This window comes from Candidatus Sericytochromatia bacterium, assembly GCA_035285325.1.
In the GTDB taxonomy this organism is placed as follows: domain Bacteria; phylum Cyanobacteriota; class Sericytochromatia; order S15B-MN24; family JAQBPE01; genus JAYKJB01.
This window is the reverse complement of record JAYKJB010000021.1, coordinates 97,247-115,979: the sequence shown is the minus strand read 5'-3', so window position 1 is coordinate 115,979 and position 18,733 is coordinate 97,247. Positions and strand designations below refer to the sequence as shown.

The window sequence follows — 18,733 nt, the reverse complement described above, 5'->3', positions numbered from 1 at the left end:
CTTCTTCGCCGGGTAGAAAGCCGGCATGTCACATCCGATTCGCCTGCTGGGCTCCCGCCGCTTTGCGCCTCTGTTCTGGGCTCAGTTTCTGGGCTCGTTCAACGACAATGTCCTCAAGCAAGCCTTGGTCATCATGGTGACCTTCCAGGGCATCACGGTTTGGGGCATTGCCCCGGAGCAGATGGGCACCTTCGCCACCGCTCTGCTGGTCCTGCCTTACTTCCTGTTCTCTTCCCTGGCCGGCCAGCTGGCGGACAAGTATCCCAAGACCCTCCTGATTCAGCGATTCAAGCTGGCAGAGGTGTTCTTGATGGCATTCGCCTCGGCCGGGTTCATCCTTGGGATCCCAGCCATGTTGCTGACGGTGCTGTTCCTGATCGGCACCCAGGCCACCTTTTTTGGCCCGCTCAAGTACAGCGCGTTGCCGCAGTACCTCAAAGAGGAGGAACTGGTCACCGGCAATGCCCTGGTGGAAGGGGGCACCAACCTGTCGATCTTGCTCGGTGGGGTGGCCGGTGGGTTGCTGATCGCGTGGCGGGCCCCGGTGGCGGGTACGGCGATCGCCTCCGGCAGCGCGGCCCTCGCCGTCATCCTGTTGCTGCTCTCGCTGCTGGGCTGGGCCTACACCCGCTGGCTGCCCACCGTCGCGTCGGAGGCGCCTGACCTGAAGGTCGACTGGAACCCGATCACCACCACCTGGCGGATCTGCGCCTCGGTGGCTGCTGACAAGGGCCTCTGGAACTCGATCCTGGGGATTTCCTGGCTGTGGACGTTCGGCTTTGCCTTCCTGGGACTGATGACGCCGTGGGTCAAGGATTCCCTGCACGCCAACGAGGCCGTGGCCACCTTTTTCCTGGCCCTGTTTTCGGTCGGCGTCGGGGTCGGCTCGCTGCTGTGCGAGCGGTTGTCCTTCAACAAGCTCGAACTGGGCCTCGTGCCCCTGGGCTCGCTTGGCGTCAGCCTGTTCACGCTGGATCTGGCCTTCGCGTCATCCACCTCGGCGGCGCTGGCGCAGACGCTGACGGTGCCGCAGGGCATCTCCCAGTTGCTCGCGCAGCCGGCCAACTGGCGCGTGGTGGCCGACCTCTTCCTGATTTCCGTCTTTGCGGGCTTCTTTCTGGTGCCGCTCTACACGGCCCTGCAGCTCTGGTCCAAACCGGCTGAACGTTCGCGGGTGATTGCCACCAACAACATCGTCAATGCCCTGTTCATCGTGCTCTACGCGCCAATTCAGATCGTGCTGATTGGGATGACCAACGGGCAGGCGCTCCCTGGGACGCAAACCGTTCTGCCACTGACGATTCCCCACCTGTTCGTGATGCTGGCGCTGATGAATGCCGCCGTGGCCATTTACATCTACCGCCTGATCCCGGAATTCACCTTGCGCTTCATCGGCTACCTGCTCACCCGCGCGGCCTATCGCCTGAAGGTTGAAGGGATCCAACACGTGCCGGAGGAGGGGGGCGCCCTGCTCACCTGCAACCACGTCACCTTCATCGATTGGCTCTTCATCGGGGCCGCCGTGCGCCGGCCGATCCACTTCGTCATGTGGGCCGGTTTCGCCAAGCATCCGCTGATGAAGGCGCTGGTGCGCGACGCCAAGATCATTCCCATCTATCCGTCCAAGGAGGACCCCGAGACGTTGGCCAAGGCCATGGACCAGATTGCCGCGGATCTGGCGGCGGGCGATCTGGTCTGCATCTTTCCGGAGGGCAAACTGACGCCCGATGGTCAGCTGTGTGAATTCCGCACCGGGGTCGAACGCATCGTGGCGCGCACCCCGGTCCCGGTGGTGCCGATGGCTCTGCTGGGCCTGTGGGGCAGCTATTTCAGCTACGTGGACGGTACCGCGCTGGCGCGTCCCTTTCGGCGCGGCATCTGGTCGCCCGTGACCCTGCGCGTGGCCCCTCCCGTTGCTCCGGAGCAAGTCCGGGCCAGCGAATTGCGCGAGACGATCGCCGAGCTGCTCGGGGAAGCCGAGCGCATCGCGGTGGTTCCGGAGGAAGCCGCCACGGCCTCCGAGATGCCGAGTTCCGGGAGCCCCTGACGCTTAGCTCGCCGGCCGCGTGACGGAAGCCGCGTGGCGCTGCGGCGGGCCTCGCTGTGACACCGGGGCGCCCTCAGCGGGTTGGCTTGAGGCCGAAAAAACAACGGGCAAATTGACGTTTGGTTGAGGTAGAAGGCGCCACGTGCGGGTATAGGACGGATACGCTGAGAACGCTCAGGCGCGCCTGCTGGAGCCATTTGCAGCGGAGTCGGGGGGGCATCATGTTCGCATTTGATCGCCACATTACCCTGGAAGACCACCTTGGTCAGCGTCACGCGCTTGCCTTGATCGACCGCATCGATGGTCACTACTTCGTCTTGCTGCCTTGCGAAGCGATCCGGGAGGTCGTTTCACACTGTGCCGACGTCGAGGCGGTGCTCGAGACCTTGGATGCGGCCCTGCTCATCATGGACGTGCGGCGCCATCGCTTCCTGCCCGGTCTCGAAGCGGCGGAGGTTCTGTCGCGCTCGGGGCACCCGGTCTTGCGGGCACTCGCTCCGCGTTGGCTGGTGGAATCCCAGCCGGCGGCCGATGACGAGTCCTCCGATGAATGGAGTGCCGAGGCCTTTGCCTCGGAATGCCGTCGCAGGGCGACCCATTGAAACCCTCCAGATCGGGCGTCAAAAAATTCGTTCCTTAACACACAAGTAACAAAAGGTTATCTTCCATAAGACAATCATAAGGTTGCGGGAGGACCCCTGAGGGGGCCCTGCGAAATGATTGTCTTGAGGAGGAACCGTCGATGCGCCCGTCCACTTTCCGGTCCAAGCGCTCCATTTGCCTGGTGGCGTTCGTGTCCGTTCTTGCCTTGAGCGGGTGCGGTGTTCAGCCCACGTCGCTGGCGGTCGACCGCTCGGCGGCGATCGCCGAGGCGGAAGCCACCAACACGCTGATGAAGGGGCTGGCGCGCATCCACCAGGCCATCTTTGCCAAACTCGACAAGGATGCCAACAAGGCCATCGACGAGTACGAGGCTGGCCCCAACCTCACGATGGATGACTTCCGCAAGGCCGACCGGAACCGCAACGGCAAGCTGACGTTCAGCGAATTCAAGTCTTACGCCACCACCCACCTGTTCTTCTTCCGTGATACGCCCAAGGCCTTCACCGAGCGGGTGCGGGGGGCGCTCAAGCGCGCCTTCGATCGGCTGGACCACTCGCCACGCGATGGCATGTTGGCCAATCGCGAGCTGAGCAACCGCGACCTGCAGCGTCTGGGCCTCAGCTTTGAGTATGCCCGTCTGGGCATCACGGTGAAGGTGGCCAAAGTTTCGGACGCGGCCTTCACCGCTGCCGACAAGGTGGCCGATGGCAAGCTGGGCCAGGCCGAGTTCGAAGACCTCTACGTCGAGTGCGTGATCGAGGCGCTCGGAGGAACGCCTGGCGGTGGTTCGGCCCCGCCCGCCGAAGACCCCAATGTGCCCCCCGTGCCGCCCGCGCCGCCGGCTGAGGACCCGGCCTTGGCCCCTGGTGAGCCGCCCGTTGCGCCGCCTGCGCCACCGGCCGCCCCCGTGCCGGCGCCTCCGGGCAAGAAGCGCCCCTGACCCCCTGACAGGCCTCGCCTCGGCGAGGCCTGTCCTGTCTGGGCCTGGCTTCTCCGGGAGCGTCGCCGGGACCTGGCGACTCGCTTGAATTTGGGGCATCATGCCGCTGGTGCTGGCCTTCGTTCTGCACGAAGGGTGGGCTGCGGCCCGAAGGAGACGAGACGTGGCAACCGTGGTGGTCGTGGGCGCTCAGTGGGGCGACGAGGGCAAAGGGAAGGTCATCGACCTGCTGGCCGCGCGGGCCGACATGGTGGTGCGCGCCCAAGGCGGTAACAATGCGGGGCATACGGTGGTGGCCGATGGCCGCACCTACAAGCTTCACCTCGTGCCGTCTGGCATCCTCTACCCGGCAGTCGATTGCGTGATCGGCGCTGGGGTGGTGGTGGACCCGGCCGCCTTGCTGTTGGAGTTGCAGGAACTGGAGGCCAGCGGGGTCTCGCTCGCCAAGCTCCAGATTGCGCGCGCGGCTCACGTCACGATGCCCTACCACCGGGTGCTCGATCTGGCGGAGGAACGGCGGCGAGGCAAGGCGGCGATCGGCACGACCGGTCGTGGTATCGGTCCGACCTATACGGACAAGGTCAACCGCTCCGGGATCCGCTTGCTCGACTTGCTGAACGCGGCGCGTTTCCGGGCCCGCCTCGCCGACATCCTGCCCTTGAAGAATGCAATCCTGACCCAGGTCTACGGAGAGTCGCCGCTGGACGAAGCGGCCATCGTGCAGGAATACCTCGCCTACGGGCAACGCCTGTCCCCCTTTCTGTGCGACGTGGCGCCGCGCGTGGCTGAAGCGGCCGATGCCGGGCGCGCGGTGCTCTGCGAGGGAGCGCAGGGCACGATGCTGGATCTCGATGCCGGCACGTATCCCTTCGTCACCTCCTCGTATCCCGTGGCCGCCGGGGCGTGCCTGGGAACGGGGCTGGGCCCGACCTCGGTGGACCGGGTGCTGGGGGTGGCCAAGGCCTACACGACGCGGGTGGGGGCAGGCCCTTTCCCGACCGAACTCCACGACGCGGATGGCGACAAGTTACGCCGTGAGGGGGCGGAGTTCGGCACCACGACCGGGCGGGCCAGGCGCTGTGGTTGGCTTGATACGGTGGTCCTGCGGCATGCCGTGCGGGTCAACGGGCTGGACAGTCTGGCCGTCACCAAACTGGATGTGCTGGACCATTTTTCGACCTTGAAGATCTGCGTGGCCTATCGGCTGCGGGGGGAGCGCCTCCTGGAAATGCCTGATTCCGCTGACGACCTGGCCGCCTGTGAGCCGGAGTATGAGGAATGGCCGGGCTGGAACTGCCCGACCGCGGGCGTGCGCCGCCGGGAGGATCTGCCTGCAGCCGCGCAGGCTTACCTGGCGAGGATTGAAACCCTGGTGGGGCGGCCCATCGTCATGGTGGGCGTCGGGCCGGAGCGAGAGGCCACCATGGTGGAAGAGTGTCCGCTTCGCGGCGCACGTCGCCGATTGGCCGCCTTCTGACCTCGTCCGCTTCCAGAGGCGTGCGACCCTCATCGCGAGGACTTTCGAGCGAAAATGAACGGTGATCCCGTGTTCACGAACGGTGGGGCTCCCGTCGGCGTTCCGCCGCTGGGGCGTTGGCCAACTGCCTGCCCATTTTCAGAATCGCAAGCATTGGCGCTGGGTTGGGACGGTCGACTGGCGTCGGTGGTGACGCGCGCCTACCTGGCGCATGGGGGACGCGCGACCAGGCTGTTCGTGCCGCGGCAGCACGCCAGCCTCCTGCTGCCTGACGCGTGGTCGGAGGTGGTCTGGCTGGAGGCTGCTGCTGACTGGCATCATCCCGCGGCCTGGGGGGCGCTGCTGCAAGCGGTTCAGGCCGAGGGCTTGCGTGCGATCGTCTTGCCGGCGTTCCGGGACGCGAGCGTCTCAGGCGACTTGTGGCACGCGGCGGCGGAGGCGATGCAGCGCTACGATTGCGAACTCTGGGTGCCCATGTTGCACCTGGGGCCCCAAGATCTGGCCCGTCTGGGCGACTGGCTGGGCGTCGACTGGCGCTCGACGCCTGCGTGTGAGCAAGGGCAGGCCTGTGGCGAATGTGCAGGATGCCAGGAACGACGCAAGTTGAGGGCCGCCCTGGGCAGCGGCTGAAGCCGCCGTCAGTGCGTCAGCACTTTGTTGAGGAATTGCTTGGCACGATCGGTTTCGGGTTGGTCGAAGAAGGCCGCCGGATGGCGGTCCTCCACCAGGCGCCCGCCGTCAAGGAAAAGCAGGCGGTCCGCCACGCTGCGCGCGAAACCCATCTCGTGGGTGACGACCACCATGGTCATGCTGCCATCGGCCAGGCTGGTCATCACTTCGAGGACCTCCTGAACCATTTCGGGGTCTAGGGCCGAGGTGGGTTCATCGAACAACATGACCTTCGGCTTCATGGCCAGGCCCCGGGCGATCGCCACGCGTTGCTGCTGTCCGCCTGAGAGTTGGGTGGGAAAGACGTGCGCCTTGTGCGCCATTCCCACCTTGTCCAGCAGCGCCAGGGCCTGATCGACAGCCGCTTCGCGCGGCGTCCGCCGGACCGTCATCGGGGCCAGGGTGACGTTGTCGAGCACGCTGAGATGGGGGAACAGGTGGAATCCCTGGAACACCATGCCGATCTCCTCCCGCACGGCCCGAATGTCGGTGCGGGGGTCGTGGATGGCGAACCCGTCCACCATCAGGCGTCCGGATGACACCTCCTCGAGTCGATTGATACAGCGCAGCATCGTGCTTTTGCCGGAACCACTGGGCCCGATCAAGACCACCTTTTGCCCGGCCTCGATGCGCACCGAGATGTCGTGCAGCACCTGGATCGGTCCGTAGTGTTTGCACACTCGCTCGAATGTGATCATTCCCGTCCTCCCGCGTGGCTCCATTTTACCCTGATGGGCCGTGGTCCTGGCTTTGGCAGTCAATCGCTGATGTATTACGTAAATTCTTAAAAAATCTTTACATCTTGGCCCGGCTTGGATTACACTACGGAATCCGCGGCAACTCACGCGCTCCCCTTGGCGAGCGCCACCCTCCGGGTCGGGGGGCTGGATGGTGGCAATCGGAACCTGTGGTCGAGCTTGGGAACTGGTGCTCAGGAGGGTTCGTGGCGTGATCGAATGCCTGTTCGTTCTCTGTGCGCTCGCCTTCCTGGCATTGCAGATCTCCGTCTAGACGGTCGGACTCGCAGGGGGCCAGCGGGGCCGTGCTTTATCCGGGGCCGTCGGGCGCAGGAAAGAATCCCTCCGCGTCTCCGCGATGGCGCCGAAAAAAGTCTCGGAGCAGGACTTCACACTGGGTTTCCCGCACGCCGGCAATCACCTCGACGTGATGGTGCAAGTGAGGGTCCTGCACCAGGTTGTAACGACTGCCGGCCGCACCCAGCTTGGCATCATTGGCCCCGTAGACCAGCAGCGGCAAACGGGCTTGCACCAGGGCGGCCGCGCACATGGGGCAGGGCTCGAGCGTCACGTAAAGCACGCAGCCGGTCAGTCTCCAGCGCCCCAGCCGGCGGGCGGCCTGTCTGATCGCGTTGATCTCGGCGTGGCCGACCGGGTCGTGACGATGTTCCCGGCTGTTATGCCCGCGTCCGACCACCTCGCCCGCATGGACCAGCACCGCCCCGACCGGGACGTCGCCCACCCGGGCCGCCTGCTGGGCTTCGGCGATCGCCAGGTCCATGTAGGTTGCGTGACGCTCCGCCATGCGTCAGTGGGCTGCGCCTTCCTCGCACGGAGTCGGCCGCGGCAAACCAGCTGCCCGCCAGGTGGACAGGACCTCCTCGCGCAGCTGGGCCCGGTCGCCGGTGTTCAGGATGACGCGGTCGGCCCGCGCGAGGCGCTCGGCCCGCGACATCTGGCTGGCCAGGCGGGCGTCCACCTCTCCCGCCGTCAGGCCGTCGCGATGAGCCAGGCGATCGCGCTGAAGGGCTTCCGGCACGTCGACCACCCAGCTTTCTTCGACCGTGGTCTCCAGGCCATTTTCGAACAACAAAGGCACCACCAGCACCGCGGCGGCGTGGTGCCCAGCAGCTCGGGCGGCGGTCAGGCGTTCCGCCGTCAAGGCGCGAATGCGCGGGTGCAGGATGCCATTGAGGCGCTGTCGTGCCTCCTCATCCGCGAACACCCGCTGGGCGAGGGCGCCGCGATTGAGCTGCCCATCGGCCTGCAGGACCTCGGGGCCGAAACTCGCGACCACCTCCGCCAGGCCTGGCTGACCTGGCTGCACCACCTCTCGGGCCAGCATGTCGGTATCGATGATGGCGGCCCCGAGGCTCGCCAGGATGTCCGAGACGGCAGTCTTGCCCGAGGCGATGCCACCCGTCAGGCCAATGATTCGCATCCTCAGGATCTCCAGACGGCACGAAAGACCCGCAGCCAGTTACCGCCGAGAAAGCCTTGCACCACCGTCTCGTCGTAGCCGCGGGCCAGCAGGGCGGCCGTGAGGGCCGGCAAGCAACTGATGTCGGCCAGGCCCGCCGGCGGTTCCGCGATGCCGTCGAAGTCGGAACCCAGGCCCACGACGCGTGGTCCGCCTACTTCCACCATATGGTCGATGTGGCGGACCACATCGTCGATGCTGGCTGGATCTCCGCTGAGGAAGGAGGGGACGAAGGTCACTCCGATCACGCCATCGCGCTGGGCGATCGCCCGAATCTGATCGTCCGTGAGGTTGCGGCGATGGTTCCAGACCGCCTTGGCGTTCGCATGGGAGACGGCCAACGGCCCTTCGACCACTTCCAGCACGTCCCAGAAGGAGGCCTCCGACACGTGGGCCAGGTCGACCACGATGCCCAGTTCCCCCATGGCCTCGACCAGGTGGCGCCCCACGTCCGTCAACCCGCCCGGCTTCGGCCCCACCCCCACGCCGTCGGCCAGTTCGTTGCGGCCGTTCCAGGTCAAGCCGATCATGCGCACGCCGGCGGCATAGAGCGCTTCAAGATGGGCGCGACTGCCCATGCAAGGGGCGGCGTCTTCCATCGACAACACGAAGGCCGGCCCGGAACCCGTCAGGTCTTCCGGGCGCGTGATCAGGCGCAGGCCGCCCTTGCGCGCGAGTTGGTGAAAGGCTCCCACCTTCGCCATGCAGCGCGCGAAGGCGGCGTGATGAAGGTGCTCAGGCTCATTCCAGCAGGCCAGGACCTGGATCCCGATGCCGCCTGTCACCAGCCGCGGAAAATCGACCTGGCTGCGGGGATCCCCTTCCAGGAAGGCCAGCCCCTCGTCGAGAACCAGGGAAATCGTGTCGCAGTGCGCGTCGACGACGGTGTGCGCGGCGTGCAAGGCCTGCGCGCGCTCGTGGTAGGATGAAGCTTTGTTCACGCTTGGATGACCTTTCTCAGGAGATGCACCCGTGACGGCTGACGTCCCGCAACCCGGTCCCTGGTCTGCGCCCCCCGCGCCCATCCTAGCGGAACTCGAAGCCGCGTGGAAAGGGTTCGACGGGCGCGTGAACCTGGCCGTCTGGCATCGCCATACCCACGTGCGCTGGCGCCTCGGTGAAGAGGCCTGGCCGGCGGCCAGTCTGATCAAGGTGCCGCTGGCGATCGCCGCCTATGCGGAGGCCCATGAGGGCCGTCTGGATCTCAATGAAACAGTGCCGGTCAAACCCTACCGGGATGACGAGGAGGCTGACTTCGACCACCTGAGTCAGGCCCCCGCAGGTGCCCGCTTCACCTGGCGCAAGATCATCGATCGCCAGCTGACGGAAAGTGACAACAGCGCGACCAATGCCTTGATCGAACGCTTGGGGCTGTCGGCCATCGCGCCCCTCTGTGAGGCCCTGGACCTCAGAGACACCCAGCTCCGGCGCCTCATGCTCGACCGAGAGGCCCGGCTGCAAGGGCGAGAGAACCTCACCAGCGCGACCGACATGGTGACGCTGCTGGTGGAACTGGCGCGGGGAAGCTTGCTGCCGCCCGCCTTGACCCAGGAATTGCTGGGCCTGCTCGGCCAGCAGCGAAAGCGCGAGAAGCTGGCCGCCGGCTTGCCTGCGGGCGTGCGCTTCGCTCACAAGACCGGCGAGCTGCCCGGATGGCGCCACGATGCCGGCCTGGTCGGTGATGATCAGGCCTGGGCGATCGCCGTGATGGTGTCGCACCCTGAAGGTGGCGAAGCCGCGACGGATGCGCTGATGGCGACGATCATGACGATTGTCTCGACGCAGCTGGCCCAGCAGGAGAGTCGGCAGGCCGTGGCGGAGGCCTGGCTCAAGGTGGCGCGAACCACGCATCTGCCGGACCCGAGGCTCGGCCATGACAGCCTCTCGTTGGCCTGGCAGGCCGGGGAACTCGTCTTGCTGGGGGACAGCACCGAGGTGCAGCTGGTCGCCCCGCCCCCGGGATTGGGCCTGCGGCTCGGGGCTCGCCTGCTGACCGGTCGGCCAGGGGTGGTGCACGTGCCCTGCCTGCAACTGCGCAAGGGCCCCGGGCACCACCATGAGCTCGTCAGCCAGGCCCGCCTGGGAGAGCGTCTGGACCTGCTCGAGGTGCAGGGCGATTGGTGGCTGCTGCGGGCGCCGGATGGATACGTCGCGTGGGGCAAGGCCAACAACGTCACCGCCCGCGACGATTGGCAACCAGACACGATCGTGGCAGCTCCGCTGGTCACCGTCCGCAGCTCGGACGGGCGCGTGCTGCAGCTTTCTGCGGGAAGCCTCGTGCGCGCCGTCGGCGCCCAGCGATATGAGCTGCCTGATGGCAGCGAGGTCGGGCTCTCGGCCATGGAGGTTCGCCCGCGCGGCGAGATCGGCGGTCGAGAAGGCCTGCTGGCCTTTGCCGAGCGCTTTCTGGGCTTGCCCTATCTGTGGGGCGGCGCCACCGGTTGGGGCATCGACTGCAGCGGGTTGGTTCAGCTGGGTCACGCGGTGATGGGGATTGCCCTGCCGCGAGATGCCGACCAGCAGCAGGCGTGCTTGCCGGCGATCGCCGACCCGGCCGACCTGCGGCCGGGCGATCCCCTGTTCTTCCCCGGGCATGTGGGGCTCTGGCTGGGTGATCACCGCTTCATTCACGCGGCTGCCAAGCCGGGCTGCGTGACGATCAATAGCTTTGACCCGGCCTCACCGATTTTCGACGCCGAGTTGCGGGCCAGTTTCAGCGGCGGGGGGCGCAGCCCGCTTCCGCTGGAAGTTCCCGTCGCCTGAACGATGCACCCCCCGCGGAGCTACAGCCCGTCTCTGCTGGGCGTCTATCAGCGCTGTCCCAGACGCTATTACCATCAATATGTGGTGCGGGTCCCGCGCCGGACCCACGACTCCCAGGTGGTGGGGATCAACCTGCATGGGGCCCTGGAGGTCTTCTATCGGCAGGGCGGTTTTCGCACCGGCAGCCCGGCCACGGCCATCGCACAGCTGGAATCTGCCTGGGCCGACACGGATTTCAGCTCTCCCGAGGCGTCGGCTGCCGCGCGTCGGGATGCCGTCACGATGCTCGCGGCTTACCTCGATGCTGAGGCGGCCGCTCCGCCTGGCGAGACCCTGATGGTGGAGCAACGCCTCAAAGCCACCGTGGAGGGGATACCGCTGCGCGGGATCGTGGATCGCGTCGATCGCCAGGCGAATGGGGAGTTGGTGCTGGTGGACTACAAGTCCGGCCACTCCGACGCGCAAGGGTTGCCGCCTGGGACCCTGCTTCAACTGGCGGTCTATCGCCAGCTGATCGCGCGCAGCGCGCTGGGCCAACCCCCGGACCGGGTGGTGTTAGCCTCGCTCAGAGGGGGGAATCGCGACATTATGCTGTCCGCGCAGGCCTGGGACGAGGCGCTGCAGCAAGCCCTCGACCTGGCCAGGCAACTGGCGGCAGACGATGATTTCGTGGCTCGTCCGGCTGCCAGCTGCGTGTTCTGTGACTACCAGCATCGGTGTGTGCCATGGTTGCAAACCACTGCCGCTGAGTTGCCTGGCGCGGAGGGGCCGGTCGTGACCGCCGAAGCGCCGTCTCAGTCGTAAGCGGGAGCACGGCGGGCGCGCAGGGCGGCCAAGCCCTCGCGCAATTCGGAGCCTTGAAAGGCGATGGCCTGCGCCGCAGCCTCCGCATCCAGGGCCTCGGCGAGGCTCGTGCCGGCTGCGCGGCGCAGCAGCGCCTTGGTCTGCCGGATCGCCTGCGGGGCCCCGGATGCGATCTCGCGGGCAAGGGCCTGACCCGCCGAGGCCAGCGCGTCGGATGGCACCACGCGCTGCACCAGACCGAGCTGAAGGGCTTCTCCCGCCTCGATCGTGCGACCCGTCAGGGCCAGGTCCAGAGCCGTGGGGAGGCCGACGAGCTGCGGCAACAACCAGGTTCCCCCCATGCCAGGGGTAAGCCCCAAACGCACAAAATTGAACGAGAGGGCCGCATCCGTGGCGGCGAGGCGCATGTCGCAAGCCAGCGCCAGGCAAAGCCCCGCGCCTGTTGCCCGGCCTTGCATCAGCGCCACCGTGGGAACGGGCAGGTCGCGGATGGACAGAAACTTGTCGTAGAAGGCCCGCATGTCCGCCTGGTTTTCGCTTTCGCTGCGGCTCAAGTTGGCTTCCAGGAAGGCGAGGTCTCCGCCTGCAGAAAACGCGCGCCCCTCGGCAGACAGCAGCACGCAACGAACGCCTGGAGTCTGCGCGATACGCTGCACGGCCGCGGACAGTTCATCGCCCATCGCGTGGGTCATCGCGTTGAGCTTGTCCGGGCGGGCCAGGGTCAGGTGGGCGATCGCCCCTTCCTGTGCCAGCGTGACGTTCATCCCTGCTCCCCTCGCGTGCTACGGGCCGCTGCCAGCAGGGTCAGCGCCACATTGGTATGGTCCACCAGCAACTGGCCCAGCGCCGGATAGGCCTGGGCGAGTGCTTCGGGTGATGCGCCATCCAGCGCCCCGCAGGCTGCCAGACGCTTGAGCACCGCATCCGTGGTCCCCGCCACCAGACGTTGCCAGTCTTGCTCCGCGACACTGTCGGCCAGTTCGCGAAAACACGCCTCGACCTCGGCGGGGACGGGGGGGGCGACAGGGTCGTTGGGCATACGCTCGGTACTCCGGCTGGGAAGAACGGCCACGTGAACTCGGTCATCGTATCATCAAACCGATCGCGGGTAGGATGGCTCCGGAGGGTCCTTCGTGCGCCTGATCTACCTGTCCCTGCTTTGCCTGTCCGCGTGTCAACTCTCGGCCTCGGGCCCAGGTCCCGCTCCTTCTGGCCTGCAACCAGTCACGAACCCGTCGGGCTCGGGACTACCCACCGGTCTGCCCCAAGCCTCGGTCCCGATGATGGCCTCACCGGTGGGAGCGGCTGCGCCGTCCAGGGCCCCCGCCCCCTCGGCCTCGTGCGAACCCACGCGCTCGCGCGCCTACGTGGAACTGGCGGGCCGCCGGATACCAGTCGACGTGGCCTGGGATCAAGCCAGTCGCACCAAAGGCCTGAGCGGGCGCCCTTGCCTGGCACGCGGGACCGGTCTGGTGCTGGGATTCGACACGCCCTCCCGGACCGGCATCTGGATGCCGGACATGAACTTTGCGATCGACGTCCTGTTTGTTCGAGACGGCCGGGTCATCGACCTTTATGAGGCCGCGCAGCCCTGTGTGCCTGATGAACCGTGCCCCGTGTTTGGGCCGGGCGTTCCGGTCGATTACGTGCTTGAGGTGCCGGCCGGGAGTGCGCAGGAATGGGGCGTGGCCAAGGGAGCCGCCATCCAGCTGGTTCGCTGAGCGCCGATCTGGTCGGGTAGCGGGACCTGTTTCGCCTCTGACACCACCGGCCTACATGTTGCGGCGGTACTGGCCGCCCACGGCATAGAGGGCACGGGTGATCTGGCCCAGAGAACACGTTTTGACGGTCTCCATGAGGGCCTCGAAAAGGTTACCCCCGGAGACCGAGACCGCTTGCAACTGCTGGAGCGCCTGGGATGCCCGCTCGTCGTTGCGGGCCTGAAAGGCGGCCAGATTGTCGATCTGTTGCTGCTTTTCCTCGTCCGTCGAACGAATCAATTCGATGCGGTCACCATAGGACACGGGTTGCGGGTTCAAGAAGGTGTTCACCCCGATGATGGGCAGTTCGCCCGTGTGTTTGAGGTGTTCGTAGTGCATCGATTCATCCTGAATCTTGCCACGCTGGTACATGGTTTCCATCGCCCCCAGCACACCACCCCGCTGAGACAGGCGTCTGAACTCGAGCAGCACCGCCTCCTCCACCAGTTCCGTCAGCTCCTGAATCACGAAGGCACCCTGTAGGGGGTTCTCGTTCTTGGCGAGACCCAGTTCCCGATTGATGATCAGTTGGATGGCCATGGCGCGGCGCACGCTCGCTTCCGTCGGGGTCGTGATGGCTTCATCGTACGCATTGGTGTGCAGAGAATTGCAGTTGTCGTAAATCGCGTACAGCGCTTGCAGCGTCGTCCGGATGTCGTTGAAGTCGATTTCCTGCGCATGCAGCGAACGCCCGCTGGTTTGAATGTGATACTTCAGCTTCTGTGACCGCTCGTTGGCTCCATATCGACGCTTCATGGCGGTGGACCAGATGCGGCGGGCCACGCGACCGATCACCGCGTACTCCGGGTCGATCCCGTTCGAGAAGAAGAAGCTGAGGTTGGGCGCAAAATCATCGATGGCCATACCACGCTTCAGGTAGTACTCCACATAGGTGAAGCCATTGGCGAGCGTGAAAGCCAGCTGACTGATGGGGTTCGCTCCGGCCTCCGCGATGTGGTATCCGCTGATCGACACGGAGTAGTAGTTCTTGACGGCGTGGTCGATGAAATACTGCTGGACGTCGCCCATCATGCGCAGCGCGAATTCGGTGCTGAAAATACAGGTGTTCTGGGCCTGATCCTCCTTCAGGATGTCGGCCTGCACCGTCCCCCGCACGTTGCTCAGCGTGCGGGCCTTGATGTCCTGGTAGACCTCCGGCGACACCAGCATATCGCCGGTTACCCCGAGGGTTCTCAGGCCGAACAGGCGGTCCCCTTCTGGCCGGTCGCTGCCCCGGTAGACTGGTGCAGCCAGACCCTTTTCGCGGAAATAGGCCTGGATTCGGCCCTCCGCCTGTTCCCACTGGTTCGTTTGCAGCAGGTGCGCTTCCACCTGCTGGTCGATGGCGGTGTTGAGAAAGAAGGCCAGAATCACGGGCGCAGGCCCATTGATGGTCATGGACACCGAGGTCGAAGGCGCACACAGGTCGAACCCTGAATACAGCTTCTTGGCATCGTCCAGCGTGCAGATCGAGACGCCCGAATTGCCGATCTTGCCGAGCACGTCCGGCGGCGTGGCCGGGTCCTCGCCATACAGCGTCACCGAATCGAAGGCCGTCGACAGACGAATGGCAGGCTGGCCGGCGGAGAGGTAGTGGAAGCGCTTGTTGGTGCGCTCCGGGGTGCCTTCCCCCGCGAACTGGCGCGTGGGGTCCTCGCCCTGCCGCTTGTACTCGAAGACTCCCGCGGTGAAAGGATACTGCCCAGGGACGTTCTCCAGCAGGAGCCAGGCCAGCAGGTCTCCCCAGTCTCGGTAATCGGGAACGGCCACCTTGGGAATCTCCAGCCCGGACAAGGTGCGGGTGGTGTTCTCCACCTGAATGGTCTTCCCGCGCACCTCGTAGGTGTGAATGGGGGCGCGATGGGCCCGCGCGCGGTCCGGCCAGGCCTGCAGGAGAGCCAGATGGTCTCGGTCGAGGTCGAGCAAGGCGGCCTGGTAGCGCTGGCGAAGCAGCCGAACGGCGGGTTCCAGCTTCGCATCGCTGAGACTGTCCGGCGCGTAGAGTTGTGCCTGTGGCGGCACCGGGTCTCCCAAGGCCTGCAACACCGCCGCAAAGGCATAGGCCTCGCTGGCGCGGGCTGCTTGTTGACGCGCGTCCGTCTTGTGCGCCTGCACGGCGTCCGCAATCTCAGCCAAGTAACGTTCCCGCTCCGGGGGAATGATGGCCTGGCGTCGGCTGTCACGGTCCGTGACCTCGATGTCGGGATGCCACGCCTCGCCGGTTTTGCGGGCCAACACGTCCAGCAGATTCACGTACAGCCAGTTCGTACCCGCATCGTTGAACTGGGAAGCCACGGTGCCGAACACAGGCATGGCGTCCGCCGGCTCGGAGAATCGCTTGTGGTTGCGCTGATACTGTTTTTTGACGTCCCGCAAGGCGTCTTCGGCGCCTCGCTTGTCGAACTTGTTGATCGCCACCACGTCGGCGAAATCAAGCATGTCGATCTTCTCGAGCTGGCTCGCGGCCCCGAATTCGGAGGTCATGACATAGAGCGAAACGTCCACGAGATCGATGATGGCAGAGTCGGACTGGCCGATGCCGGCAGTTTCTACAATGACAAGGTCGAAACCGATCGCGCGGGTCACGGCGATCGCCTCCGCCAGCGCGCCGGAGGTGGCCACGTGCGCGGCGCGGGTGGCCAGCGAGCGCATGTACACGCGTGCATCGTAGATCGCATTCATGCGGATGCGGTCGCCCAGCAGGGCTCCTCCGGTTTTGCGCTTGGAGGGATCCACCGACAGGATGGCCACCCGCCTGTCGGGAAAATCGCGCAGCAGGCGACGCACCAGCTCGTCCGTCAGGCTGGATTTGCCCGCCCCCCCCGTGCCCGTGATGCCCAGGACCGGGGCCCGGCGCGGGCTCTGAGCGGTGGTGAGGGCCTGTCGCCAGTCCGTCGCGACGCCGGCCTCGATCGCCGTGATCACCCTCGCCACGGCCTTGGCGTTGGCGGCCGTGACGGCAGACGGATCTGGCAAGGGGTGCTCGGCCATGGGGTAGTCGCAGGCCGCCACCATCTGGTCGATCATGCCCTGTAGGCCCAAAGTACGGCCATCTTCGGGGGAGAAAATCTTGGTCACGCCGCCGGCTTCAAGCTCGGCAATCTCGGCCGGTACGATCACCCCGCCCCCGCCGCCGAAGACCTTGATGTGGCCGGCCCCGCGCGCGCGCAAGAGTTCCACGGCGTAGCGGAAGTACTCCATATGCCCGCCTTGGTAGCTGGAAATGGCGATGCCGTGGGCGTCCTCCTGGATGGCGGTCTCCACCACCTCCGCCACCGAGCGATTGTGGCCGAGGTGGATCACCTCAACCCCCGTATCCTGGAGGATGCGGCGCATGATGTTGATGGCAGCGTCATGTCCGTCAAACAGGGCCGCCGCCGTCACGAACCGAACGTTGGAGGTCGGCGTGTAGGGCGAGGGACGGGAGGAAGACGGCGCGGGAGCTTCGGCGGTCACAGCGGTTCCTCGAAAGATTCTGGGCCGCGACGGGCGCGGATTTCAGAATTTTAACACGCGCGCGGGAGGGGGGCGATGTGCAGCGAGGCCCAGGCGGCGGGTATGGAAGGGGTGTCTCTGGAGTGCGCATGACCGTTCAACTTCGCTGTCCCTGCTGTGGTCGCCAGATGCCGTCTTCGTGTCGGTACTGTGCCATCTGTGGCGCCCGCCTTCCGCCTGCGCTGCAGGCCGGCGTGTTGGTGGCAGGTCGGTACCAGGTGCTGCGCGTGCTGACCGTGCAAGGCCACCATCTCAGCACCTACCAGGCGCTCGACAAGAGCAGCGGCGAGACCGTCACGCTCAAGGAACTGCGGGACGACCTGCGCACGGATCCCGCTTCCCAGCATCAATTGCGGGAGGAACTGAAACACCTTTGCGCCCTTCGCATCGCCGGTGTTCCCCCGATTCAGAGCGTGATTCGTCACGAGGACCGGGCCTACCTCGTCTGTTCGTTCGTGCCCGGTCATACCCTTCGCCAATTGATGGCCCGGCAGGGGCGCTTGAGCTTGGAGCAAGCCCGTGCGCTGTTGCAGGGGGTGGCCCAGATCCTGGTCCAGTTGCATCGCGAATTCCCTCCGATGCTGCACCTGGACATCAACCCCGATAACATTCTGCTGACCGCCTGGCACGAGGCCACCCTGATCGACCCCTCCTGGCTCAAGGCGCTGGGGCTTCCGTATGCCCATCGTCCTCCCTTCTGGACCGAAGCCTACGCCGCTCCCGAAGCCCTGCGGGCACAGGCTGGACCAGCCAGTGACCTGTACAGCCTGGGCGTGACGGTCCTGGAGGCCGTGACGGGAATCCCGGCTCCGCGACTGCAACACCCCACGACCAATCAGATGCACTGGGACGACCTGCCGGATGCGGGACTGCAGAAGTTGTTGCTGGCATTGGTGGAACCCCAACCGGCCAATCGGCTCGAATCGGCCGAGCGTTTGCTGGCTTACTTGCATGATCCCCGCACGCCGCTCACGCCGGGTGGAATGCCTCGCGCAGTCGCCCCCCAGGCCCAGCTGGCGCTGCCGGTTCCGTTTTCACCACCCGTCGCCACCGGTTTGCACGGGCATCCCCTGCCCCCTCAAGGGGTCCCGCCAGCCGCTGCACCCGTTTCTCCAGGTATGGCCGCTGCGCCTGGCTACTCCGCTCCATCGCCCGCTTACGCGTCGCCAGTGCCGGGGCCGGCGGCGCCCCCCGCCTATCCGGCGCCGAATCCGTTGCCCACGGGCCCCGCTCCGGCCTCCTTCGACCCCTTTCCGCCGGCGACGGCTCCAGGGACTTATCCGGGGACGCCACCAGGGAGTGCGCCTGCCTTCGACCCCTTCGCACCGACCCCGGCCACGCTGGTCCCTGGCGTGTCGCCGGCCCCCTTCGACCCCTTCGCGTCTGCGTCCCCCTACCCCGTTGCCCCCAGCCAGGCAGCGCCTCCGGCCGCCTATGGGGCGGCGCCCTATCCGGTTGCTGGCCACCCACATCCGCAGGCCTATGCCAACCCTCCCTATCCGACCGCGCCGCCAGCCCCCGTGGCCGCGCCGCCGCAGGCCTATGTCGTCTCCTCACCGGCACCGCCTCCCGTGCCCGCGGCGCCTGTCCAGCCCCCGCCTCCCGTGCCTGCGCGGAATCCATTGGCCGACCTCACGTTGACCGCTGCCGCCGCGGCCGAACTGCGTCAGGCGCCCCCGGCGCGTGAGCGAGAGAACGGTCTGCGCCCCCGCCAGGAATCTGGCGTGGATGCTTTCCGGGAGGAGGCGCTCACCTCGGAGCCGGTCGCCTATGAAACGGTTGATTACGTCCCACCGAGTGCGCCCCCGGTGTCCTCCGGGACCCCCTTGCCGGCCCGTCGGCGGGTCCCTGTCGAATTGATTGACAACATTGACGACATGTCGACCGAGGACGGCTTGGAGGCCTTGTTGGCCCTCTACGAAGAGCAGAATCTCTGAGAGCGCTAACCCGGCCAGGTC

General features: G+C 66.2%; 16 protein-coding genes. 9 read left to right on the top strand and 7 right to left on the bottom strand.

What is annotated here, in order from left to right:
* The first annotated feature begins 25 nt into the window (after positions 1-25).
* From VKP62_03830 to VKP62_03810, 5 genes are all read left to right on the top strand, one after another.
* Entirely contained in the window at positions 26-2,047 is a 2,022-nt protein-coding gene (locus VKP62_03830; GenBank protein MEB3196313.1) for an MFS transporter, read from the top strand.
* 221 nt (positions 2,048-2,268) lie between these two features.
* Complete coding sequence (locus VKP62_03825; protein ID MEB3196312.1) at positions 2,269-2,649, top strand: hypothetical protein; 381 nt, start codon at positions 2,269-2,271, stop codon at positions 2,647-2,649.
* Between the two features lie 140 nt (positions 2,650-2,789).
* A complete protein-coding gene (locus VKP62_03820) occupies positions 2,790-3,590 on the top strand; it encodes an EF-hand domain-containing protein (protein ID MEB3196311.1) in 801 nt (266 codons plus the stop codon).
* A 163-nt stretch (positions 3,591-3,753) separates the two neighbouring features.
* Positions 3,754-5,067, top strand: a complete 1,314-nt coding sequence (locus tag VKP62_03815) for an adenylosuccinate synthase (protein ID MEB3196310.1) — start codon at positions 3,754-3,756, stop codon at positions 5,065-5,067.
* A 69-nt stretch (positions 5,068-5,136) separates the two neighbouring features.
* Positions 5,137-5,697: a 7-cyano-7-deazaguanine synthase gene (locus VKP62_03810; protein MEB3196309.1), complete on the top strand. Its 561-nt coding sequence runs from the start codon at positions 5,137-5,139 to the stop codon at positions 5,695-5,697.
* A gap of 8 nt (positions 5,698-5,705) precedes the next feature.
* Here the strand turns inward: VKP62_03810 and VKP62_03805 are convergent, their stop codons facing one another.
* From VKP62_03805 to VKP62_03790, 4 genes are all read right to left on the bottom strand, one after another.
* A complete protein-coding gene (locus tag VKP62_03805; protein MEB3196308.1) occupies positions 5,706-6,434 on the bottom strand; it encodes an amino acid ABC transporter ATP-binding protein in 729 nt (242 codons plus the stop codon).
* Positions 6,435-6,783: 349 nt separating this feature from the next.
* On the bottom strand, positions 6,784-7,278 hold the full coding sequence (gene tadA / locus VKP62_03800) for a tRNA adenosine(34) deaminase TadA (GenBank protein ID MEB3196307.1): 495 nt from the start codon (positions 7,276-7,278) through the stop codon (positions 6,784-6,786).
* Between the two features lie 3 nt (positions 7,279-7,281).
* Entirely contained in the window at positions 7,282-7,914 is a 633-nt protein-coding gene (coaE, locus tag VKP62_03795) for a dephospho-CoA kinase (protein MEB3196306.1), read from the bottom strand.
* 2 nt (positions 7,915-7,916) lie between these two features.
* Entirely contained in the window at positions 7,917-8,894 is a 978-nt protein-coding gene (locus VKP62_03790) for a dipeptidase (GenBank protein ID MEB3196305.1), read from the bottom strand.
* Positions 8,895-8,925: 31 nt separating this feature from the next.
* Between VKP62_03790 and VKP62_03785 the strand changes: the two genes are divergently transcribed.
* Together VKP62_03785 and VKP62_03780 are read left to right on the top strand one after the other, a co-directional pair.
* Entirely contained in the window at positions 8,926-10,716 is a 1,791-nt protein-coding gene (locus tag VKP62_03785) for a serine hydrolase (protein MEB3196304.1), read from the top strand.
* 3 nt (positions 10,717-10,719) lie between these two features.
* Positions 10,720-11,520: a PD-(D/E)XK nuclease family protein gene (locus VKP62_03780; GenBank protein ID MEB3196303.1), complete on the top strand. Its 801-nt coding sequence runs from the start codon at positions 10,720-10,722 to the stop codon at positions 11,518-11,520.
* Here the strand turns inward: VKP62_03780 and VKP62_03775 are convergent.
* Together VKP62_03775 and VKP62_03770 are read right to left on the bottom strand one after the other, a co-directional pair.
* The gene (locus VKP62_03775) at positions 11,511-12,284 is read right to left on the bottom strand and encodes an enoyl-CoA hydratase/isomerase family protein (GenBank protein MEB3196302.1); all 774 of its coding nucleotides are present in this window, start codon (positions 12,282-12,284) and stop codon (positions 11,511-11,513) included. The genes VKP62_03780 and VKP62_03775 overlap by 10 nt on opposite strands.
* Entirely contained in the window at positions 12,281-12,559 is a 279-nt protein-coding gene (locus tag VKP62_03770) for a hypothetical protein (GenBank protein MEB3196301.1), read from the bottom strand. The genes VKP62_03775 and VKP62_03770 overlap by 4 nt, the downstream gene beginning before the upstream one ends.
* A 94-nt stretch (positions 12,560-12,653) precedes the next feature.
* Here VKP62_03770 and VKP62_03765 point away from each other — a divergent pair, with 94 nt between their 5' ends.
* On the top strand, positions 12,654-13,241 hold the full coding sequence (locus VKP62_03765; protein ID MEB3196300.1) for a DUF192 domain-containing protein: 588 nt from the start codon (positions 12,654-12,656) through the stop codon (positions 13,239-13,241).
* 51 nt (positions 13,242-13,292) lie between these two features.
* Here the strand turns inward: VKP62_03765 and VKP62_03760 are convergent, their stop codons facing one another.
* A complete protein-coding gene (locus VKP62_03760) occupies positions 13,293-16,736 on the bottom strand; it encodes a methylmalonyl-CoA mutase family protein (protein ID MEB3196299.1) in 3,444 nt (1,147 codons plus the stop codon).
* 128 nt (positions 16,737-16,864) lie between these two features.
* Here VKP62_03760 and VKP62_03755 point away from each other — a divergent pair, with 128 nt between their 5' ends.
* Positions 16,865-18,712 (top strand): protein kinase, encoded by a 1,848-nt coding sequence (locus VKP62_03755; protein MEB3196298.1) that lies wholly within the window; start codon positions 16,865-16,867, stop codon positions 18,710-18,712.
* Positions 18,713-18,733 lie beyond the last annotated feature (21 nt).

Excerpts from the sequence above, each read along its gene's own strand:
- VKP62_03805 (MEB3196308.1), bottom strand. The coding sequence starts at position 6,434 with ATGATCACATTCGAGCGAGTGTGCAAACACTACGGACCGATCCAGGTG.
- VKP62_03830 (MEB3196313.1), top strand. The coding sequence starts at position 26 with ATGTCACATCCGATTCGCCTGCTGGGCTCCCGCCGCTTTGCGCCTCTG.
- VKP62_03755 (MEB3196298.1), top strand. The coding sequence starts at position 16,865 with ATGACCGTTCAACTTCGCTGTCCCTGCTGTGGTCGCCAGATGCCGTCT.
- VKP62_03770 (MEB3196301.1), bottom strand. The coding sequence starts at position 12,559 with ATGCCCAACGACCCTGTCGCCCCCCCCGTCCCCGCCGAGGTCGAGGCG.
- VKP62_03825 (MEB3196312.1), top strand. The coding sequence starts at position 2,269 with ATGTTCGCATTTGATCGCCACATTACCCTGGAAGACCACCTTGGTCAG.
- VKP62_03820 (MEB3196311.1), top strand. The coding sequence starts at position 2,790 with ATGCGCCCGTCCACTTTCCGGTCCAAGCGCTCCATTTGCCTGGTGGCG.
- tadA (MEB3196307.1), bottom strand. The coding sequence starts at position 7,278 with ATGGCGGAGCGTCACGCAACCTACATGGACCTGGCGATCGCCGAAGCC.
- VKP62_03775 (MEB3196302.1), bottom strand. The coding sequence starts at position 12,284 with ATGAACGTCACGCTGGCACAGGAAGGGGCGATCGCCCACCTGACCCTG.
- coaE (MEB3196306.1), bottom strand. The coding sequence starts at position 7,914 with ATGCGAATCATTGGCCTGACGGGTGGCATCGCCTCGGGCAAGACTGCC.
- VKP62_03780 (MEB3196303.1), top strand. The coding sequence starts at position 10,720 with ATGCACCCCCCGCGGAGCTACAGCCCGTCTCTGCTGGGCGTCTATCAG.